Here is an 18,908-nt window from a genome sequence, read left to right as displayed (position 1 = left end):
TGGGTCGAGGAGCCCATTCGGAGCCACCGGCCGGTGCGGATGGGTGGCTGACGGCAATCTCACAACGGCCCGTCAAAGACGGGTTTCCCTCCGAATGGCCGGCAGACGACACCACCGTCCGCACCCTTGGAGGGAAGATGAGCACCACACCTGGGCCGGTCGTACGGCCGAGGCCCGCGCGACGGGTGAGCACGGCGCTGGCCGCCGCGACCTGCGTCGTACTCGCCGGGGCAGTGGCCGGCCTCGGGCCGAACACCGCCGGAGCGTCCAGCCACCGGGAGGCACCCCTGGTCGCCATGGACCCGGCGATCGACAACACCGACCTGTACGCCTTCGTCAGCCCCGAGCGCCCCGGCTATCTCACGTTCATCGCCAACTGGATACCGTTCGAGGAGCCGACCGGGGGGCCAAACTTCTACCCGTTCGCGACGGACGCGGCGTACAACATCAAGGTCGACAACGACGGCGACGCCAAGCCGGACGCGACGTTCCGGTGGACGTTCCAGAACGTCGACCGGCGGGGCGGCTCGACGTTCCTCTACAACAACGGCCCGGTCACCTCACTGGACGACGAGAACCTGCTGTTCCGGCAGACCTACAAGCTGGAGTCTTCGTTCGACGGCGAGCCGTTCAAGACCCGGGTCAGCGGCGGGATGGTCGCGCCGTCCCGGGTCGGCAACGCCTCCATGCCGGACTACGCCAAGCTGCGCCGGGACGCCACCACCACGCTGCCCGGCGGCTGGAAGGTCTTCGCCGGCCAGGCCGACGACCCGTTCTTCCTGGACCTGCGGGTCTTCGACCTGCTCTACGGCGGGGACCTCAGCGAGACCGGCCAGGACACCCTGGCCGGCTACAACGTCAACAGCATCGCCCTCCAGGTGCCGTTCTCGGACGTGGCGCTGCGCGGGGACGCGAAGCGCAACCCGGTGATCGGCGTCTGGGCCACCACCGACCGGTCCCGGGTACGGATCTCCGGCAAGGTCGGCGAGGTGCCCCGCAGCGGCGATCGAGTGCAGGTCTCCCGGCTGGGCAACCCGCTGGTCAACGAGGTGGTGGTGCCGGCGAAGCTGAAGGACGCGTTCAACTCGCTGCCGCCGGAGAAGGACGCGGGCATCCCCGAGGTGGTGGCCCGGGTGACCAACCCCGAACTGCCGAAGCTGATCGAGGCGATCTACGGCGTACCGGCTCCGGCGACGCCCCGGCAGGACCTCGTGGAGATCTTCCTGACCGGGATCACCACGAAGACACCGGACGGCCCGATCAAGGTCGACCTCAACTCGCAGCTCAACAACCAGGACGTCTCGCCGGCCCGGTTCCGGCCCTCCGAGATGCTCCGATTGAACCTGTCGACGCCGGTCGCCGCGACACCGAACCGGCTGGGCGTACTCGGCGGTGACCTCCAGGGCTTCCCGAACGGGCGGCGGCTGACCGACGATGCCGTCGACATCGCGATCCAGGCCGTCGAGGGGGCGGCGCAGAGCGGCAAGCTGGTCAACGCGCTCGCCGCCGGAGACAAGGTGGACGCGAACGACAACCGGTTCGGCGACTCCTTCCCGTACCTGGCCCTGCCGAACGTCGGCGCGGTCAACAAGGGCGGCGGTACCGGGGCCGGGGCCGGTGCCGGGACGGCTCCGGACGGCGGCGACCAGGCTGCCGCATCGCCGCAGTCCGCCGACCCGTCGGTCACCCCGGGCAGCCTCGCCGGGCTGGCCAGCCGGGACGGCGGCGACACCCCGGGAACGATGGTCGCGACCACCGTCGCCTGGGGACTGGCCGGGGTGGCCGCCGCGCTCGGCACGCTGCTGCTGGTCGGCTGGCTGCGCTGGCGCCGCCGTCCCGCGCCGGTCGACTCCGAACCCACCCAACCGCGGTAGCAGCCCTGGCCCCGGGGGGCCTGGCGGGCCGCGCGCCGGCCATGCCCCCGAGCCCGGGAAGCCCCGAGCCCGGAGAGACCGGAGAGACCGGAGCCCGGAGAGACCGGAGCCCGAAGGAACCGGGGGAACCGGGGGAGAGGAAGAGGAGAGACGACATGAGGCGGCTACCGATAGTCCGGGCCCGTTCCCTGGTGGTGGTGCTGGGACTGGCCACGGTGCTACTGCTCGGCGTCGGCGGGGTGCTGGGGCTCCGTGCGTCGGCGCCGGCGCCGACGCCGGTTGCGGTCACCGGCGAGGTCGTACCACGGGTCGACCGGCTCGCCGCGACGATCGAGCGGGCACAGGAGCAGCTCCGCCGGGTACCCGGCGACCACCGGAGCTGGGCGGCGCTCGGCCTGGCGTACCTGGAGAAGTCCCGGATCACGGCGGACCCGACGTATTACGGCAAGGCCGAGGGGGCACTGCGCCGGTCCCTGGCGGTACGCCCGGACGGCAACGACTCGGCGCTGGCCGGGCTCGGCGCCCTGGCGAACGCCCGACACGACTTCGCCGGTGCCGCCGGGCTCGCCCGGCAGGCGTCGCGGATCAACCCCTACAGCGCGGAGGCGTACGCGGTGCTCGCCGACGCCGAGACCCAACTCGGCCGGGCCGACGCGGCGACCGAGGCGGTGCAACGCCTGCTCGACCTGCGCCCCGGGCTGACCGCGCTGACCCGGGCCGCCTACGACCGGGAGCAGCGCGGCCGGACCGCCGAGGCAACCGCCCTGCTGCGGCAGGCCCTCGACACCGCCCTCGATCCCGCCGACGTCGCGTTCTGCCGCTACCAGCTCGGCGAGCTGGCCTGGAACTCCGGCGACCTGGCCGGCGCGGAGCGGGAGTACGCGGCCGGCGCCGCCGCCGACCCCGGCTACCTGCCGCTGCTCCAGGGCCGGGCGAAGGTGGCCGCAGCCCAGGGCCGGCTCGACCAGGCCCTCGCCGGCTACGCCGACCTCACCGCCCGGTCACCGACCCCCGGCTACTTCCTCGAGTACGCCGACCTGCTCGACGCCGCCGGCCGGCCCGCCGAGGCCGCCGCGCAGCGAGACCTGGCGTACGCCGCGCATCAGCTCTTCACCGCCAACGGCGGCGCCGACGACCTGACCGGGGTCGCGCTCGCGCTGGCCCGGTCCCGCCCGGCCGAGGCGCTGACCCTGGCCCGCCGGGAGTGGCAGCGGCGGCAGTTCGCCGAGGTCGCCGACCTGCTCGGCTGGGCGCTGCACGCCAACGGGCGGCACGCCGAGGCGCTCGGCTATGCCCGCCGCGCCGAGGCGCTCGGTGCCCGCAACGCCCGGTACGCCTACCACCTCGGAATGATCGAACTCGCCCTCGGCGACCGGGATGCCGCCCGGCGCGACCTGCGGCGGGCGCTCGACGTCAACCCGCACTTCTCGGCACTGGACGCGCCGGCCGCCGCCCGCGCCCTCGACGGACTGGGGTCAGCATGAGACGGATCGCGCTGCTGGTCGTCGGACTCTCGCTCGGGCTGGCCGCCGCACTGGCCGCTCCGGCGAGCCCGGCCAGCGCCCACCCGCTGGGCAACTTCTCGGTCAACCAACTCGCGGCGGTGGAACTCCGCCCGGACCGGGTGGAGGTGGCCGCCGAGGTCGACCTCGCCGAACTGCCGACGTTGCAGGAGTCCGGCACGGTCGACTCGGACGGTGACGACAGCGCGAGCGGGCCGGAACGCGCCGCCCACGCCACTGTCGGCTGCGCCGGGTTCGCCCGGGACTTCGAGGTCACCGTCGCCGGCCGCCGGCTGGGCTGGATGGTCGGCGACACCGCCTTCGAGTACGCCTCCGGCGCCGCCGGCCTGTCCACCAGCCGGCTACGGTGCAGGCTGACCGCCGAGGCCGTACTCGATTCGGCGACGACGGTCGAGATCGTCAACCGGTACCGGGTCGACCGGGTGGGCTGGCGCGAGTTGACCGCCGTCGGCTCCGGGGTGCGGATCGTCGACTCTCCGCTGCCGGTGGCGAGTGTGAGCGACGGGCTGCGGGCGTACCCGGAGGACCTGCTCAGCTCCCCACTGGATGTACGCTCCGCGCGGCTGAAGGTGGTGCCGGGGACTGACGACGGTGGCACGGTGGCGGGTGCCTCGGCGGCCGACGACGGATCGGCGTCCAGTTCGGGCGAGGCGTCCAGCTCCGGCGAGGCGTCCTCCGGCGAGGCGTCGTCGGCTGTCGCGGGCTGGACGGCGGGTGCCGAGCGGCGGTTGCGTGACCTGGTCGGCAGCCGGCAGTTGACGCCGCTGGTCGGGGTGCTGGCCGTGCTGCTGGCCCTGGTGCTCGGCGCGGCACACGCCGCACTGCCCGGGCACGGCAAGACGGTGATGGCCGCGTACCTCGCCGGTCGGGCCGGGCGGCCGAGGGACGCCGTGGCGGTCGGCGCGACGGTGACGCTGACGCACACCGGCGGGGTACTGGTGCTCGGCCTGCTGCTGACCACGGTGGCCGGACTGGTCGGCGAGACCGTGCTCGGCTGGCTCGGCGTGGTCAGCGGTGGCCTGATCGCGGTGGTCGGCGCGAGCATGCTGCTCGATCTCCGCCGCCGCGCCCGCCCGGGAATCGGCCACCACCACAACCACGCCCACTCACCTGGTCACGCCCACGATCACCCGCATCCTCCCGGCCATGGCGCCCCGCACGATCACGGGCACGACGGACCGCGCGGTCAGGGGCACGGCGCCACGCGCGATCAGGGGCACGACCAGGCCGGCGATCACGGGTACGACCATGACCACGGCCACGGGCACGAACACGCGCACGGGCAGGAGCACGGGCACGAGCACGGCCACGGGGCGGGGCAGCACCACCACCATCATCACCACGGACCCAGTCGGCTGGGCATCCTGGGGCTCGGCGTCTCCGGGGGACTGGTACCCAGCCCGTCCGCCCTGGTGATCCTGCTCGGCGCGATCGGCCTCGGGCGTACCGGATTCGGGGTGTTGCTCGTGGTCGGCTACGGCGTCGGCATGGCCGCCACGCTGACCGCCGCGGGCCTGCTGGTGGTCCGGTTGCGCGAGCGGTGGGACCAGCGGCGGCGGCGTGACCGGGTGACCCGGCGGTGGCGCCGGCTGGCCGTGCTCGGCTCGGCCGCACCGCTCGGCACGGCCGGGCTGGTGCTCGTCGTCGGGCTGGTCCTCGCCGGCCGTGCCCTGGGCACCGTCGCCGTGTAGCGGCCACCGACGACCTCACCGTCGACCGACGACGAACCCACCGCCGGCCACCGATGAACCCACCGTCGACCGACGACGAACCCACCGCCGACGGCCGCCGCGCGACGACGGGGCCGGACTCCGGCAGATCCGTGGCTACCAATCCGCCGGGTTGTCGTGTCGAATACCACTCGTGGTCCGGGAGGACCACCGAAGGAAGGCTGGTGCCATGACGGATCCCAGCGGCGCGCGGCGCCGGCCGGACCATCTCACCCCGGTACCCTCGCCCCGGCCGGAGCCGAACGCGGGACGGGCGGAGGCGGACGCGGGGCGGGCGGAGGCGGACGGGCTGCTGCGGGCGGTGGCCCTCGGCGACGAGGCGGCGTTCGGCCGGCTCTACGACCTGGTGGCCGCCCGGGTCTACGGGCTGGTCCGCCGGGTGCTGCGGGATCCGGCACAGGCCGAGGAGGTCGCCCAGGAGGTGCTGGTCGAGGTGTGGCGGACGGCGACCCGGTTCGACCCGGCACGCGGCTCCGCGACGAGCTGGATCTGCACCATCGCGCACCGCCGGGCGGTGGACCGGGTCCGGGCCGAGCAGGCCAGTGCCGAGCGTCAGGTCAGGGTCGCCACGAGCCCGGCCGAGACGCCGCACGACGAGGTACCGGACCAGGCCGCCCGCCGGCTGGAGCAGCAGCAGGTACGTCGCTGCCTCGGTGACCTGACCGAGCTGCAACGCGAGGCGATCACCCTCGCCTACTACGCCGGGCACACCTATCGGGAGGTCGCGGAGTTGCTCGGTGCGGCGCTGCCGACGGTGAAGACCCGGATGCGGGACGGACTGATCCGGTTGCGGGACTGTCTCGGCGTACTCGGGGTGGAGGTGACGAGGTGAGCGACATCCACACCCTGGTCGGGGCGTACGTGCTGGACGCCGTCGACGATCTCGAACGGGCCGCCTTCGACCGGCACCTGGCCGACTGTCCGTCCTGTGCGACCGAGGTCGGCGAGCTGCTGGAGACCGCCGCCCGGCTGGCCGACGGTGCCTGGTCGGTACCGCCGCCACGGCTGAGGGCCGAGGTGCTGGCCCAGGTGTCCCGGACCCGTCAGGAACGTCCGGCGCCCCGGCCGGGGCGGGACGGTCGGAGTACGGTCTCCCGGTGGCGTACGGTCACCGCCGCGGCCGTCGCCGCCGCCGTACTGACGGTGGCCGCCGGGGTGACCAGCTATCTGGTGCAGCAACAGCGGGTACGCGACGAGCGGGCGGCCACGGTCGCCGCCCGAGCCGAGCTGGACCGGATGCAGGAGATCCTCGACGAACCCGACCTGGTGGTCCGGCGGGGCGGGCTGTCCTTCGGGGGGCGGCTGACCGTCCTCACCTCCCCGGCCCGGGACGCCGGGGTGGCGCTGCTGGCCGGCGCACCGCCGGTCCCGCCCGACCGGGCCTACCAGTTGTGGCTGATGGCGGGGACGACGCCGCGACCGGCCGGGGTGCTGACCGCCGGGGCGGGTGACGACTCCGCCGTGCTGGCCGGACTCTCCGGGATGAGCGCGGTCGCGGTGACCGTCGAACCGGCCTCCGGCTCCGCCCAGCCCACCACCGACGTCCTGGCCTCCGTCCCGTTGACCTGACCACTCTCCGACCTGGACCGTCCGTTCAGGACTTGCGACGTCGGCGACGAGGATGCCGACGATCTCGGTTTGGGACTTGCGGCATCGGCGACGAGGACGCCGACGATCTCGGTTCGGGACCTGCGGCGTCGGCGACGAGGACGCCGACGATCGCGATGACCCGAGGCGCCGGGGGCTGCGCCCGAAAGCCGGGCCGGCTCGCTCGCATCACGAACATCACATCGACTTCCGCCAGATAGGTCTAGGTCGATATGGTGGCGCCACGTGTCCGGTACGGGGGAGGGACCATGCGCCATCGCGTTGGCACTGCCATGTCCAGATCGTTCGCCGCCGCCCTGGTGGCCGGGGTGATGACCGCCGGAGGCGTGCTGCTCGGCACGGCACCGGCCACCGCCGCGCCGCCCGGCCTGGTGATCGAGAACGGCACCACCCAGCCCGTCTTCGCCCGGGAAGCGGCGATCCAGGAGACCGTCTACGTCAACTCCGGAATGGACAGTGACGGCGACGGCGCCACCGACCGGATTGCCGTGCAGGTGATCCGCCCCGAGGAGACCGGCTCCGGCCTCCAGGTGGCGACGGTGATGCACGCCAGCCCGTACTTCGGGGACAGCACCGCGCCACGCGGCAACCTGATCGTCCCGGCACACTTCACCGCCTGGTACGACGACTATTTCGTGCCGCGCGGCTATGCCGTCGTCGAGGTCGACATGCAGGGCACCGCCGGGTCGGACGGCTGTGCCACCATCGGCGGCCCGGAGGACGTCCGCAGTGCGAGCGCCGCGATCGACTGGCTCAACGGCCGCGCCACGGCCACCTACTCCGACGGTACGCCCGCAGTCGCCGACTGGAGCACCGGCGCGGTCGGCATGATCGGTGTCTCGTACGCCGGCACCCTGCCGATCGCGGTCGCCGAGACCGGCATCGACGGGCTGGAGACCATCGTCCCGATCGCCAGCATCTCCGCCTGGTACGACTACGCCCGCGCCCAGGGCATCGCGTACGGCGGCTTCGGCAGCCGGTACCCCGAATCCCTGGCCCGGTACGTCTCCTCGCCCGCGCACGACGCCGAGTGCGACGCTCGCTACACGGCGCTCGGCGACGCGGCCGACGACGCGACCGCCGACCTGAACGCGTTCTGGCAGCAGCGCGACTACCGGGACGGGGCGGCCTCGGTGGATGCCTCGGTCTTCCTGGTGCACGGTCAGCAGGACAACAACACCAAGACCACCCACTTCGGCCGGTACTGGGACGCCATCGCCGCCCAGGGCGTGCCGCGCAAGCTGTGGCTGCACGACGGCGCGCACACCGACCCGTTCGGCAGCGACCTGGTGGGGCGGGACACCGTCGGCCGCTGGATGGACCACTGGCTCTACGGCATCGCCAACGGGATCATGGACGAGCCGCAGGCCACCATCAAGCGGCCGGGCGGCACGACGAACACCTACCCGAGCTGGCCCGGGACGGTCACCTCGACCGACTTCTACCTCGGCGGGCCGGGTAGTGGCGCCGCCGGTACCCTGCTCACCTCGCCCGGCCCGGCGGTCAACCAGTCGTTCACCGACAACCGGGGTCAGCTCGAATACCCGATGACCACCCAGCCGGAGACCGCCAAGCCGAACCGGCTGGTCTACCTCGCCCCGACGCTGACCACCGCCCGGCGGTTGGCCGGGGCCGGCACGGTCGAGGTCCGGTTCAGCGCCACCTCGACGAGTACGCCGTTGAGCGCCGTCCTGGTGCACTACACCGACGGGGTGCCGACCCGGGTGGTGAGCCGGGGCGCCATCGACACCAAGAACCGCAGTTCGCTGACCACCGGTACGCCGCTGACTCCGGGCACCGCCTACACGGTGACGATCCGGCTGGAGCCGAAGGACTACGTCTTCCCGGTCGGCAGCCGGATCGGGGTGGTGCTGGTCGCCAACCACAATGAATACCTGACCACCGACACGTTGGCTGCCGGGGTCACCGTGCAGCTCTCACCAAGCCGTCTCACCCTGCCCCTGACGAACTGACGGGTGTGGCGGAGGTGGCCGGCCCGGGGTAGGGGTTCGCGGTCATCGCGACCGGACGACCGCGCTGGAGTATGACGGCAGCTCCAGCGCGGTGATGGCGCGTCGGGCGGACCGACCCAGCAGCCCGGCCCGGGCGATCAGGGGTGCGATCCGGAGCATCCGGTTGCGCAGCCACAGCCCGGAGGCGGTGGTCGGGGCGAGGGTACGCCCACCGTCGTCGGCGAGCGCCTGGTTGACCTTGACGAACGGCCGGCAGATCCGTTCGTACCCGACGAACGCCTCGGTGTGGTCGGCGCGACCGGCGAGTTCGCCGGCCAGCACGTACGCCCCGACCAGCGCGATGCTGCTGCCCTGCCCGGAGAAGAAGCTCGGCGCGTACGCGGCGTCGCCGACCAGCGCGACCCGCCCGTGCGACCACCGTGGCAGACGGATCTGGCTGACGACGTCGAAGAACACGTCGTCGGCGGTACGCATGGCGTCGAGCAGGCGCGGCACCTGCCACCGGTCCCCGGTGAAGACCCGCGCCATCAGGTCGCGCTGCGCGTCGACGTCGCCGAGTTCGGCGAGCGGTGGCTGCGGCCGGGCGGTCATCAGGAAGCCGTGCAGCGTGTCGGTGCAGCCGGGTGCGTACACGGTGGCCATCCGGCCGGGTGCGCTGTAGGTGACGGCCTCGTGGGCCAGCCCGAGGTCGTTCGGCAGGGTGAAGCCGGCGAAGCAGTAGCCGAGGTAGCGCACGAACTGCTCCTCCGGGCCGAAGCTGAGGCGTCGGGTGTTGGAGTGCAGCCCGTCGGCGCCGAAGACCAGACCGAAGTCGCGCTGTCGGCCGCTCCGGAACGTCACCTCGACGCCCTCGTCGTGGGTACGCAGGGCCGCGATCGAGTCGTCGAAGACGAATTCCACGTCGTCACGTACGGCGGCGTCGAGGACCGAGGTCAGCTGGCCGCGCGGTAGTTCGAGGTCACGGCCCTCGATGCCGCCGGTGAGCGCCTCGGGGCGCAGCGTACCGACCGTCCGGCCGTCCGGGCCGACGAACGTGAGCCGCTGGGTGTTGATGTGCGCGGCCCGGACCTGGGGCAGTACGCCCATCCGGTCCAGGACGCCGAGCGCGGTGCCCCGGACGTCGATCGGATAGCCGCCGTCGCGTACCGCCGGTGCCTTCTCGACCACTGTGACGTCGAAGCCGTAGCGGTGCAGCCAGTAGGCGAGGGTGGGTCCGGCGATGCTCGCGCCGGAGATCAGGACCTTCATCGGTGACCGCCTCTCGTGGTGTCTCCACACCTACACTACACCGTGCAGTGTAGTTCCGGTACGATCACCGCATGGCGAGCGCGAAGACGCTGCGTGAGGGGGCGACGCCGAAGCGGGCCGCCATCGTCACGGCGGCACGGGAACTCTTCTTCTCCGACGGCTTCGATCGGACCAGCGTCGACGCGGTCGCCGCCCGGGCCGGGGTCTCCAAGCGGACCGTCTACGACTACTTCGGCGACAAGGTGACCCTGCTCAACGCCGTGGTGGATACCGTCGGGCAGTCGATGGTCGCCACCATCCGGCGTACCCTCGACGAGACGCTCGCCGAGGTCGATGCCGCCGGGCTGGAGGACGCCCTGGTCGCGTTCTCGATGCGGGTCTCCACCGACATGCTCGGCTCACCGGAGTACGCCACGCTCCAGCGACTGGCCCAGACCGACTCCGGCCACCTGGCGAAGCTCGACCGCTATGAGATCGACAACGCGCCGGAGGAGGCCCTCGCCGAACGCTTCGCCGCGCTCACCGAGGCCGGCCTGCTCGACGTCACCGACCCCCGACTCGGGGCCGACCAGTTCATCGCGCTGACTTTCGGCGTCGCGCTGAACCGGCTCCGCTCGGCGAACGCGGCGGAGGACCCCCGGGTCCGCCCGATCCTCGTCGAGGGAGTCCGGGTGTTCCTTCGGGCGTACCGGTCCGGCCCGTAGCGGTGCGCGGGCCGGTGTTGCAGGCGCTGCGGGAACCGTCGTGAACCAGCGGGATGACCGAGCGCCGATCGCTGCTGCCGTCATCGTGGACAACGGCCGTGTGCTGCTGGTGAGACGACGTGTGAACGAAGGTCAGCTCTCGTGGCAGTTTCCGGCCGGGGAAGTGGAACCGGAGGAGCCCGCCGAGGAGGCCGCAGTCCGGGAGGCGGGCGAAGAGACCGGCCTCACGGTGCACTCGGTGTAGCGCCTCGGCGAGCGTATCCATCCTGCGACCGGACGCGCGATGGTGTACGTCGCATGCCGGGTGCTGAAGGGGACGGCCCACGTCGCGGACGAGGAGGAACTTGTCGAGGTTGCCTGGTGTAACCGGAGGATGCTCGTGGAGTACGTGCCGTATCCGTTTTACGGTCTCCGAACATGACCACTTCGTGCCGAAAGACCGAGGCTGGGGCGAGTCCCCGGGCTGGCCGAGTGCCGCGTACGGGATGCGGGTGGGCGACGCCCGTCCTACCGTGAGGTGATCGCCTAGCGGAGGTGCTGCGTGCCTGTTCAGGACTGGTTTCTCAGCGAGGCGGAGCGGGGCAACGCCGACTCCGCCCTCCCGGTCTGGACCGAGGGCAACGTGGCCGAGCCGCTGATCGACGGCGCCACCTACTTCGACCGGCTCGCCACCGAGGTCGAGGCCCTGCACGAAGGCGATCACGCCTTCTTCGTCGACTGGCGGGGCGACCCGGACGAGCGGCTGCGCGACGACGGCCCCACCGTCGCCGAGCTGCTCTCCGCCGCCGCCCGGCGTGGGGTGGTCGTCAAGGGTCTGATCTGGCGCTCCCACCTCGACCGGTTCACCTACAGCGAGGAGGAGAACCGGCACCTCGGCGAGGAGGTCGAGGCGGCCGGTGGCGAGGTACTGCTCGACCATCGGGTCCGGCGCGGCGGCTCGCACCACCAGAAGCTGGTCGTACTCCGGCATCCGGCCGAGCCGGAGCGGGACGTCGCGTTCGCCGGCGGCATCGACCTGTGCCACAGCCGGCGCGACGACGCCGACCATCGCGGCGACCCGCAGGCGGTGCGGATGGCCAGGGCGTACGGCGAGAATCCGCCCTGGCACGACGTGCAGCTCGCGCTGCGCGGCCCGGTCGTCGGCGCGCTCGACCTGACCTTTCGGGAGCGCTGGACCGACCCGGCGCCGCTGGACCAGCACGGACCGGTCAGCACCGTACGCGACAAGCTCGACGGCGCCGACCTGCACGCCGATCGGCTACCGCCGCAGCCGCCCGACCCGCCGCCCTGCGGACCGCACCGGATCCAGGTGCTCCGGACCTATCCGGCGATGCGCCCGGCCTACGAGTTCGCCAAGCTCGGCGAGCAGAGCGTCGCCCGTGGCTACACCAAGGCGATCAGGCGGGCCCGTCGGCTGGTCTACCTGGAGGACCAGTATCTCTGGTCGCGGGAGGTGGCGAAGCTCTTCGCCGACGCGTTGCGCGACAACCCCGACCTGCACCTGGTCGCCGTCGTGCCCCGGCATCCGGACGTGGACGGCCGGTTCGCGCTGCCACCCAACCAGATCGGTCGGGAGCAGGCCATCGCGCTCTGCCGGGAGGCCGCCGCCGACCGGGTGCACGTGTACGACGTGGAGAACCACGCCGGCACCCCCGTCTACGTGCACGCCAAGGTCTGTGTGCTGGACGACGTCTGGTGCAGCGTCGGCAGCGACAACTTCAACCGGCGCTCCTGGACCCACGACAGCGAACTCGCCTGCGCCATTCTCGACGACACCCGCGACGAGCGGGAGCCCCGGGACCCGGCCGGCCTCGGTGACGGTGCCCGGCGCTTCCCCCGGGACCTGCGGCTGGCCCTGCTCCGCGAGCACCTGGATCGCGCGTCCGGCGACGACGGGGATCTCCTCGACCCGGATTCGGCGATCGACGCCGTCGAGGCTGCCGCCACCGCACTGCGGGACTGGCACGCGGGCGGTCGGCAGGGTACCCGGCCGCCGGGACGGCTGGTACCGCACGAGACGACCCGGCTGCGGTGGCACCAGCGGCTCTGGGCGGTTCCGGCGTACCGGCTGGTCTACGATCCGGACGGGCGAGCCTGGCGGGACCGCCGCGCCGGCACCTGGTAGACGCTGCCGTCCGACCTCGGCGGGAGAGGGTGACATCCCAGCAGCCGGAGGTAACCCATGGCAACGTTCCTGTACTCGGCGAGCATGTCCCTGGACGGCTTCATCGCCGGCCCGTGCGGTGTCACAGGGCGGGCCCGTCGTCCCGTCGGTGTCGCCCGACGGGGGTGGGGGCGAGGGCGGTGTCCTCGTGCCCCGGCCACCAGGCGGCGTGCCCGAGCAGCGCGGTGAGGGCCGGCGTCAGGAAGAGCGACATCACGAACGCGACGATGGCGATGCCGCAGGAGATGGCGAAACCCATCTGGGTCAGGGTGCTGTTGCCGGCCAGCATCAGCGAGGCGAAGGTACCGGCGAGGATCAGTCCGGCGGCGGCGACGGTCGGGCCGGCGTGCCGGATCGCCATGCTGGCGGCGTCGCGCGGGTTGCGCCCCTCCCGGGCCTCCTCGCGGAGTCGGGCGATCATCAGGATGTTGTAGTCGGTGCCGAGCGCGACCACGAAGAGATACATGATCACCGGCAGCATGAAGATCAGCCCCGGCTCGCCGAGCCCGATCTGGAAGATCAGCACGGTCGCGCCGAGGGTGGCGGCGAAGCCGAGGCCGACCGAGAGCATCAGATACCAGGGCGCCACGATGCTGCGCAGCAGCAGACCCAGGATCACCATGATGAGTACGGCGGCGACCGGGAAGACCACCGCGTAGTCCCGGTCGACCGCGGCCTGGATGTCGACGAAGACCGCGGTGATGCCGCCGACCAGCGCGGTCGTGCCGTCCGGTGCCGCCCCGTGCGCGGTGTCCCGCAGCGGCCCGTCCACGGTACGCAGCGCGGCGGCGGACTGCGGGGTGTCGGCCAGGGTGACCACGTAGTTCGCCACGGTCCGGTCCGGTGACAGGGCTGGCTCGGCGACCTGCCCGACTCCGGGCACCCGGGCCAGTCGCTCCCGGTAGCCGCCGAGCTGGTCGACCGGCAGCGGGGCACCGGTGTCGGAGCGGAGGAAGACGTTCGACGGCTCGGTCGCGCCGGCCGGCAGTCCCTTGAGTAGTTCCCTGCCCCAGACGTTCGACTCCGACTCGGTGGCGGTGGACCCGCTGCTCAGGTCGAAGTTCGGGTGGAAGCCGAGCGCGAAGACGGCGAGTACGACCAGCACGCCGCCGGAGACCGCCGCGTACAGCGCCGGGTGGCGGCCCAGCGAGCGGCCGATCGCGGCGAACCGGGCACCGGTCGGCTCGTGCCGCCACGCCTTCGACGGCCAGAAGACCCTGGTACCGAGCAGCGAGACCACCGCCGGGATCAGGGTCAGCCCGGCGACCAGCGTGGTGGCGACCGCGATGGCCAGGGCGGGACCGAGGGACCGGAACAGGCCGAGCGTCGACAGGATCAACGCCAGGAACGCGATGATCACGGCACCGGCGGCCGAGGCGATCGCCTCGCCGGCCCGGGCCACCCCGTTGATCATCGCGGTCTTGGAGTCCTCGCCCATCCGGAGGCGCTCCCGGTAGCGGAACATCAGGAACAGGATGTAGTCGGTGCCGACCCCGAACAGTACGACGATCAGCATCGCGCTCACCGAGCTGTCGGTCTTGAGGTCGAACGCGTCGTTGGCCCAGGCGATCAGACCGGTGGCGACCTGGGACACCGCTCCGATCACCACCACCGGGAGCAGCGCGATGATCGGGCTGCGGAAGATGATCAACAACAGCACCAGGATCAGCCCGATCGTCGCCACCCCGATGATCGCGTTCGCCCGGTCGCCGGACTTCTGGGCATCGAGGGCCTGCGCGGCCGTACCGGTGATGCCGCCCTTCAGACCGGAGCCGGCGAGCTGGGCCGGCAGCGCGTCCCGGAGCGCCTGCACCGCGTCCGCCTGCGACCGGTCACCCGCGCTGCGCTGCGGATTGAGCTGCACCGCGACGATCTGGATCAGCCGGTTGGGGGACGGCGGCGTCGGCACCACCGCGACGACGTTGCGGATCCGCTGCCCGCCGAGCGCCTGTCCGATCGTCGCCACCTTCGCGGTATCGGCGTCGGTCAGCGGCGCGTCGTCCTGGCGCTCGAAGACGATGATCGCTGCCGGCGTCGTGGCCTGCGGAAACGCCTTACGCTGCACCTCGGCGGCCCGGATCGACTCGTAGTGCGAGGGCAGGAACGACGCCTCGTCGGTGGTGGCGGTCAGGGTCGGAGCGAAGCCGATCACCGCCGCCCCGGCGATCACCCAGGCCACGATCACCCAGATCGGGTGCCGGACCACGAACCGTCCCACAGCGGCGAACACCAGCCGCACCTCCCGCGATCGGCGACCATCCCTCCGTGAGCAAACCTAAACGCTGCGCTATCCAGACAAGTCATGAATAGTCCACTCGGTCGCTCGCAATCCGCCGACGCGCAGTAATCCGCCCACGCGCGGTCCCGGCCCTGACAGTGCGGGCCGGACTGGCTGCCGGCAGCACCGCACGAGACCGGCTGCCGGCAGCGCCGCACGGGACCGGCTGCCGGCAGCGCCGCACGAGACTGGCTGCCGGCTACGCCGGACGGGACGGGCCGCCGGTAGTACGCCGGACGGGGCGGCTCGGCGCGCTGGCCGGGCCACCCCGTCCGTGATGCTCGTGGTCGGGTGCTCAGCCGACCGGGTTGAGCAGTTCGGTGTTGCCCTCGAAGGCGTACAGCAGCAGGTCGACCATCCGGAACGTCTCGTCGTCCGGGCCGAGCGTCGGCCGCCAGGTCGGGTCACGCAGGATCGAGATCCGGCTCCCCTCGATGGCCCGGTGGAACACCTCGGCGACGATCCGCGCGCCGACACCGTCGAGCCGGCCGCCGTTGAACTCCGCCTCCCGCAGGATGTAGAACCACAGCGGCGTGTTGGTGGTCAGTTCGGTCTTCTGCTCGTCGGAGAGCCCGTCCAGTACGGCCCCGTCCAGGCCGCCCAGGATCTCGTCGGCCTTGAGCGGCACCAGGTCGAAGAGCTGGGCCAGTTGCTGACCGCTGGCCAGCCGTACCATCACGGCCCGGGTGAGGTTGCGGAAGGCCAGGTTCAGCTCGATCGCCGGCGGCGCGTCCTGGCCGCCGAACGATCCGAGCGGCAGGTTGCGCAGCGGATCCACCAGCCGGGTGTCGATCCGCTGGGTCAGGTTGAGCTGCCGCTGCCCCGGATCGGTCTCGTCCCGCCTGACGACCGCCACCAGGTCGTCCCGGCCGGCTTCGGTGAAGTCGTACAGGCGGCGGAAGTCGGCGATCCAGTTGGTGGGCAGCCGCTCGAACGAACCCGACTCGGGATCGGCGATGGTGCCGTCCGGCGAGAGGATGCCGCTGGTACCGGAGAACTGGAAGAGCAGTTCCAGGGTGCCGGGCGCCAGCACACCCGGCACGTCGGAACGGGTGTTGAAGACGCGGTTCCAGTCGTACACCGCACGGATCATGCTGTGTCCGAGCCGGTAGGCCGCGACGGAGAACTCGATCGGCATGGTCGGCCGGTCGCCCGGCTGCACGGCCCGGTCCCGCCGCCCGGCGCCGTAGCCGGCGGAGACCTCGAAGAACCTGCGGCCCCGGCTGAACACCTCGTCCACGACCTCGGGCGAGACGATCCGGGGCAGGAAGTCGTGCACCAGCAGCCACTGGTAGTGCTTCACCACCACCGAGCGGGCCGCCCGGAACAGCGCCGCTCCGGAGAGCCCGCCCTCGGCCAACTGGTCGACCACCAGGTTGTGGAACCGGATGAACGCCAGGTGGGTCTGGGCGACCGCCAGGTTCTCGTCGTTGCGGGCGTCCGGGATCAGCGCCGCCCGCCGCTCCCGCTTGCTCGAACCCAGCCCGGACCGGGGCAGGTCGAAGCCGTCCCGGTCCTGGTTGACCGCGGGGTCGTCGCCGGCGACCGCCGCGGTGGTGCCGGTCTTCAGGTGTACGCCGTCGGCGGAGTAGAAGACCCGGTCGTGCGTGTCCCCGGGCCCCCGGCCGTAGAGCGAGTCCAGGTCCAGCGCCGGGGAGCGGCCCTGGAGCAGCTCGTCGACGGAGACGTCCTCGCCCAGCGCGGCGGCGGTGTTGTCCAGGGTCAGGTCGTGGTCCACGAACTGACCAAGATAGGTGTACCCGGCGGGAACGGCCGGGTCCGCCGAGTCGGCGTTCGTACCGGCGACCATCGCCTCGGCGACGGCGACGCGGGTCGGCTCGGAGAGTGCCCGCCCCTCCGGGCCGAGCCGGGAGAACCGGAACTTGCGCAGCTCGGCGGTTGTCGACGGGCGGCGGGTGGTCGGTTCTTGCCTGTCGTCGAAGGAGAGCAGGCCCTCACCCTCGACGAGGTAGTCCTCCCGCATGTGCCGTTTCATTCGTCGTTCCTCCCTCGTGGTGACCGGCAACCGGATCCGGTTCGGCTGACGGGGGAGGGATGTGCACGACAGGCACGTACGCACGACGACGGAACGTGCGTCCGCTCGGTCTGGACCCCCGTGAACGTCCGCGATCGGCGCGGACCAGCCGACCCGGCCCGGTGCACCATGCCGGTCTCAGTCGACTTAGGGCCAAGAGTCCGCAGCGCCACCGGAGGCGTCCACCTAGTGTCTGCCATGCGACCGAAGCGGGGTCGCGCCTTCACGCTGCGGCTACTGATCCGTCACGGTAAGCAGTTTCTCGACGCCGGCTGAGCGTCCCCTGTGGACTAGCTGTCCCGCTCCCGCAGCGGGTACGGGATGAAGGTGCTGCGATTCTCGTCGAGGTCGAGTTGCCGACCGATCGGCTGGGCGGCCCGCTGCGGGCAGGTCATCCGCGCGCAGGTCTTGCAGCCCGGCCCGATCGGGGTGGCCGCCTCGGTCGCGTGCAGGTCCATCCCGGCGGAGTAGACGAGCCGGCCGGCGTGCCGGGTCTCACAGCCCAGCCCGATCGCGAACGTCTTGCCGGGCTGGCCGTACCCGCCGTGGTGCCGCGTGACCGTGCGGGCGATCCAGAGGTAGCGCTGGCCGTCCGGCATCGCCGCCACCTGGGTCATCACCCGGCCGGGAGCACCGAACGCCTCGTAGACGTTCCAGAGTGGACAGGTGCCGCCGGAGCGGGAGAACGGGAAGCCGGTCGCAGACTGGCGCTTGGACATGTTGCCGGCCCGGTCCACCCGGACGAACGAGAACGGCACCCCGCGCGCCCTCGGGCGTTGCAGGGTGCTCAGCCGGTGGCAGACGCTCTCCCAACCCATCGCGAAGTGGTCGGTCAGCAGTTCGATGTCGTAGCGCATCGCCTCGGCGGCGGTGAGGAATTCCCGGTACGGCAGAATCAGCGCGGCGGCGAAATAGTTGGCCAATCCGACCCGCATGAGGATCTGGGTTTGCAGGTCGGCGACGCTCTCGTCCTCGATGATTTCGTCGATGACGTCGGCGAATTCGAGCAGCGCGATCTGGGCGCCCATCCGGATCGCCCGCTGGCCCGAGCGCAGCGACGTCGACAGGTGCAGGGTGCGGGTCTCCGGCCGGTAGCGGTGCAGGTCGCCGGCGAGCGAGTCCGGGTCCTGCCGGACTATCCGGATGCCGTGCCGGCCGGCCAGCCGGTCGGTCAGCGCGGCCCGGGTCTCGCCCCGGCGGATCCCGATCTGCCCGGCCAGTGCCTCGGCCGCCTCGTCCAGCTCCGGGACGTAGTTCTGGCGCCGGTAGAAGAAGTCGCTGACCTCGTCGTGCGGGCTGCGGCCGGGCACCAGCCCCCGGTCGCCGACCACCTCGGCGAGCTGGTCGTCGACCTGTCGGTAGCGCCGGTAGAGGTCGATCACCGCCTCGGCCACCTCGGGCAGCTTGCCGGCCAGCTCGGTGAGGTCGGGCAGGCTGGCCCGGGTCGGCAGCGCCTCGCGCAGCTCGGCGACCAGCCGGGGCGTGTCGTGCGGCGCGAAGTATGCGGTGTCGACGCCGAAGACCTCGGTGATCCGGATCAGCACCGGGACGGTCAGCGGGCGGGAGTCGTGCTCGATCTGGTTGAGATAGCTGGGCGAGATGGCGAGCTGCCGGGCCAGCTCGATCTGGTTGACGCCGTGCTCCTCGCGCAGCCGGCGCAGCCGCGCACCCGCGAACGTCTTGGCCACGGCGCCTCCCTCCGCCAGGATCCAGTCACATTAACACATATGTAAAGTGGCGCATTCGCAACTTCGCAAAATGCGGTCGGGAC

General features: G+C 72.1%; 13 protein-coding genes. 9 read left to right on the top strand and 4 right to left on the bottom strand.

Annotation, left to right across the window (positions count from 1 at the left end):
• The first annotated feature begins 137 nt into the window (after positions 1 to 137).
• From Pma05_RS03875 to Pma05_RS03850, 6 genes are all read left to right on the top strand, one after another.
• A complete protein-coding gene (locus Pma05_RS03875; protein ID WP_203855881.1) occupies positions 138 to 1,874 on the top strand; it encodes a DUF4331 domain-containing protein in 1,737 nt (578 codons plus the stop codon).
• Between the two features lie 155 nt (positions 1,875 to 2,029).
• Entirely contained in the window at positions 2,030 to 3,358 is a 1,329-nt protein-coding gene (locus Pma05_RS03870) for a tetratricopeptide repeat protein (protein WP_203855880.1), read from the top strand.
• Complete coding sequence (locus tag Pma05_RS03865) at positions 3,355 to 5,088, top strand: sulfite exporter TauE/SafE family protein (protein WP_203855879.1); 1,734 nt, start codon at positions 3,355 to 3,357, stop codon at positions 5,086 to 5,088. The genes Pma05_RS03870 and Pma05_RS03865 overlap by 4 nt, the downstream gene beginning before the upstream one ends.
• 208 nt (positions 5,089 to 5,296) lie before the next feature.
• Complete coding sequence (gene sigK / locus Pma05_RS03860) at positions 5,297 to 5,959, top strand: ECF RNA polymerase sigma factor SigK (RefSeq protein WP_203855878.1); 663 nt, start codon at positions 5,297 to 5,299, stop codon at positions 5,957 to 5,959.
• Complete coding sequence (locus Pma05_RS03855) at positions 5,956 to 6,696, top strand: anti-sigma factor (protein ID WP_203855877.1); 741 nt, start codon at positions 5,956 to 5,958, stop codon at positions 6,694 to 6,696. The genes sigK and Pma05_RS03855 overlap by 4 nt, the downstream gene beginning before the upstream one ends.
• Positions 6,697 to 7,007: 311 nt before the next feature.
• Positions 7,008 to 8,708, top strand: coding sequence for a CocE/NonD family hydrolase (locus Pma05_RS03850; RefSeq protein ID WP_203855876.1), 1,701 nt, complete (start codon positions 7,008 to 7,010; stop codon positions 8,706 to 8,708).
• Between the two features lie 42 nt (positions 8,709 to 8,750).
• Here the strand turns inward: Pma05_RS03850 and Pma05_RS03845 are convergent, their stop codons facing one another.
• Entirely contained in the window at positions 8,751 to 9,956 is a 1,206-nt protein-coding gene (locus Pma05_RS03845; RefSeq protein ID WP_203855875.1) for an FAD-dependent monooxygenase, read from the bottom strand.
• Positions 9,957 to 10,027: 71 nt separating this feature from the next.
• Between Pma05_RS03845 and Pma05_RS03840 the strand changes: the two genes are divergently transcribed.
• From Pma05_RS03840 to Pma05_RS03830, 3 genes are all read left to right on the top strand, one after another.
• Entirely contained in the window at positions 10,028 to 10,660 is a 633-nt protein-coding gene (locus Pma05_RS03840) for a TetR/AcrR family transcriptional regulator (RefSeq protein ID WP_203855874.1), read from the top strand.
• A gap of 40 nt (positions 10,661 to 10,700) precedes the next feature.
• Positions 10,701 to 10,904 (top strand): NUDIX domain-containing protein, encoded by a 204-nt coding sequence (locus tag Pma05_RS03835; RefSeq protein ID WP_203855873.1) that lies wholly within the window; start codon positions 10,701 to 10,703, stop codon positions 10,902 to 10,904.
• A gap of 297 nt (positions 10,905 to 11,201) precedes the next feature.
• Positions 11,202 to 12,785, top strand: a complete 1,584-nt coding sequence (locus tag Pma05_RS03830) for a phospholipase D family protein (protein WP_203855872.1) — start codon at positions 11,202 to 11,204, stop codon at positions 12,783 to 12,785.
• Between the two features lie 121 nt (positions 12,786 to 12,906).
• On the opposite strand, the gene Pma05_RS03825 is transcribed toward Pma05_RS03830, so the two are convergent.
• The 3 genes from Pma05_RS03825 to Pma05_RS03815 all read right to left on the bottom strand — a co-directional run bounded on the left by Pma05_RS03825 (position 12,907) and on the right by Pma05_RS03815 (position 18,825).
• Positions 12,907 to 15,054, bottom strand: a complete 2,148-nt coding sequence (locus Pma05_RS03825) for an MMPL family transporter (RefSeq protein ID WP_203855871.1) — start codon at positions 15,052 to 15,054, stop codon at positions 12,907 to 12,909.
• Positions 15,055 to 15,397: 343 nt separating this feature from the next.
• Positions 15,398 to 17,098 carry a peroxidase family protein gene (locus Pma05_RS03820; protein WP_203855870.1) on the bottom strand — a complete coding sequence of 567 codons (1,701 nt, stop codon included), beginning with the start codon at positions 17,096 to 17,098 and terminating at the stop codon, positions 15,398 to 15,400.
• 329 nt (positions 17,099 to 17,427) lie between these two features.
• Positions 17,428 to 18,825 (bottom strand): short-chain fatty acyl-CoA regulator family protein, encoded by a 1,398-nt coding sequence (locus Pma05_RS03815; RefSeq protein ID WP_203855869.1) that lies wholly within the window; start codon positions 18,823 to 18,825, stop codon positions 17,428 to 17,430.
• Between the last annotated feature and the right edge of the window lie 83 nt (positions 18,826 to 18,908).

It is taken from the genome of Plantactinospora mayteni (assembly GCF_016862935.1).
Lineage (GTDB): Bacteria > Actinomycetota > Actinomycetes > Mycobacteriales > Micromonosporaceae > Plantactinospora > Plantactinospora mayteni.
This window is presented reverse-complemented; position numbering and strand designations above follow the sequence as displayed.

Excerpts from the sequence above, each read along its gene's own strand:
- Pma05_RS03875 (WP_203855881.1), top strand. The coding sequence starts at position 138 with ATGAGCACCACACCTGGGCCGGTCGTACGGCCGAGGCCCGCGCGACGG.
- Pma05_RS03870 (WP_203855880.1), top strand. The coding sequence starts at position 2,030 with ATGAGGCGGCTACCGATAGTCCGGGCCCGTTCCCTGGTGGTGGTGCTG.
- Pma05_RS03865 (WP_203855879.1), top strand. The coding sequence starts at position 3,355 with ATGAGACGGATCGCGCTGCTGGTCGTCGGACTCTCGCTCGGGCTGGCC.
- sigK (WP_203855878.1), top strand. The coding sequence starts at position 5,297 with ATGACGGATCCCAGCGGCGCGCGGCGCCGGCCGGACCATCTCACCCCG.
- Pma05_RS03850 (WP_203855876.1), top strand. The coding sequence starts at position 7,008 with ATGTCCAGATCGTTCGCCGCCGCCCTGGTGGCCGGGGTGATGACCGCC.
- Pma05_RS03845 (WP_203855875.1), bottom strand. The coding sequence starts at position 9,956 with ATGAAGGTCCTGATCTCCGGCGCGAGCATCGCCGGACCCACCCTCGCC.
- Pma05_RS03840 (WP_203855874.1), top strand. The coding sequence starts at position 10,028 with ATGGCGAGCGCGAAGACGCTGCGTGAGGGGGCGACGCCGAAGCGGGCC.
- Pma05_RS03820 (WP_203855870.1), bottom strand. The coding sequence starts at position 17,098 with ATGAAACGGCACATGCGGGAGGACTACCTCGTCGAGGGTGAGGGCCTG.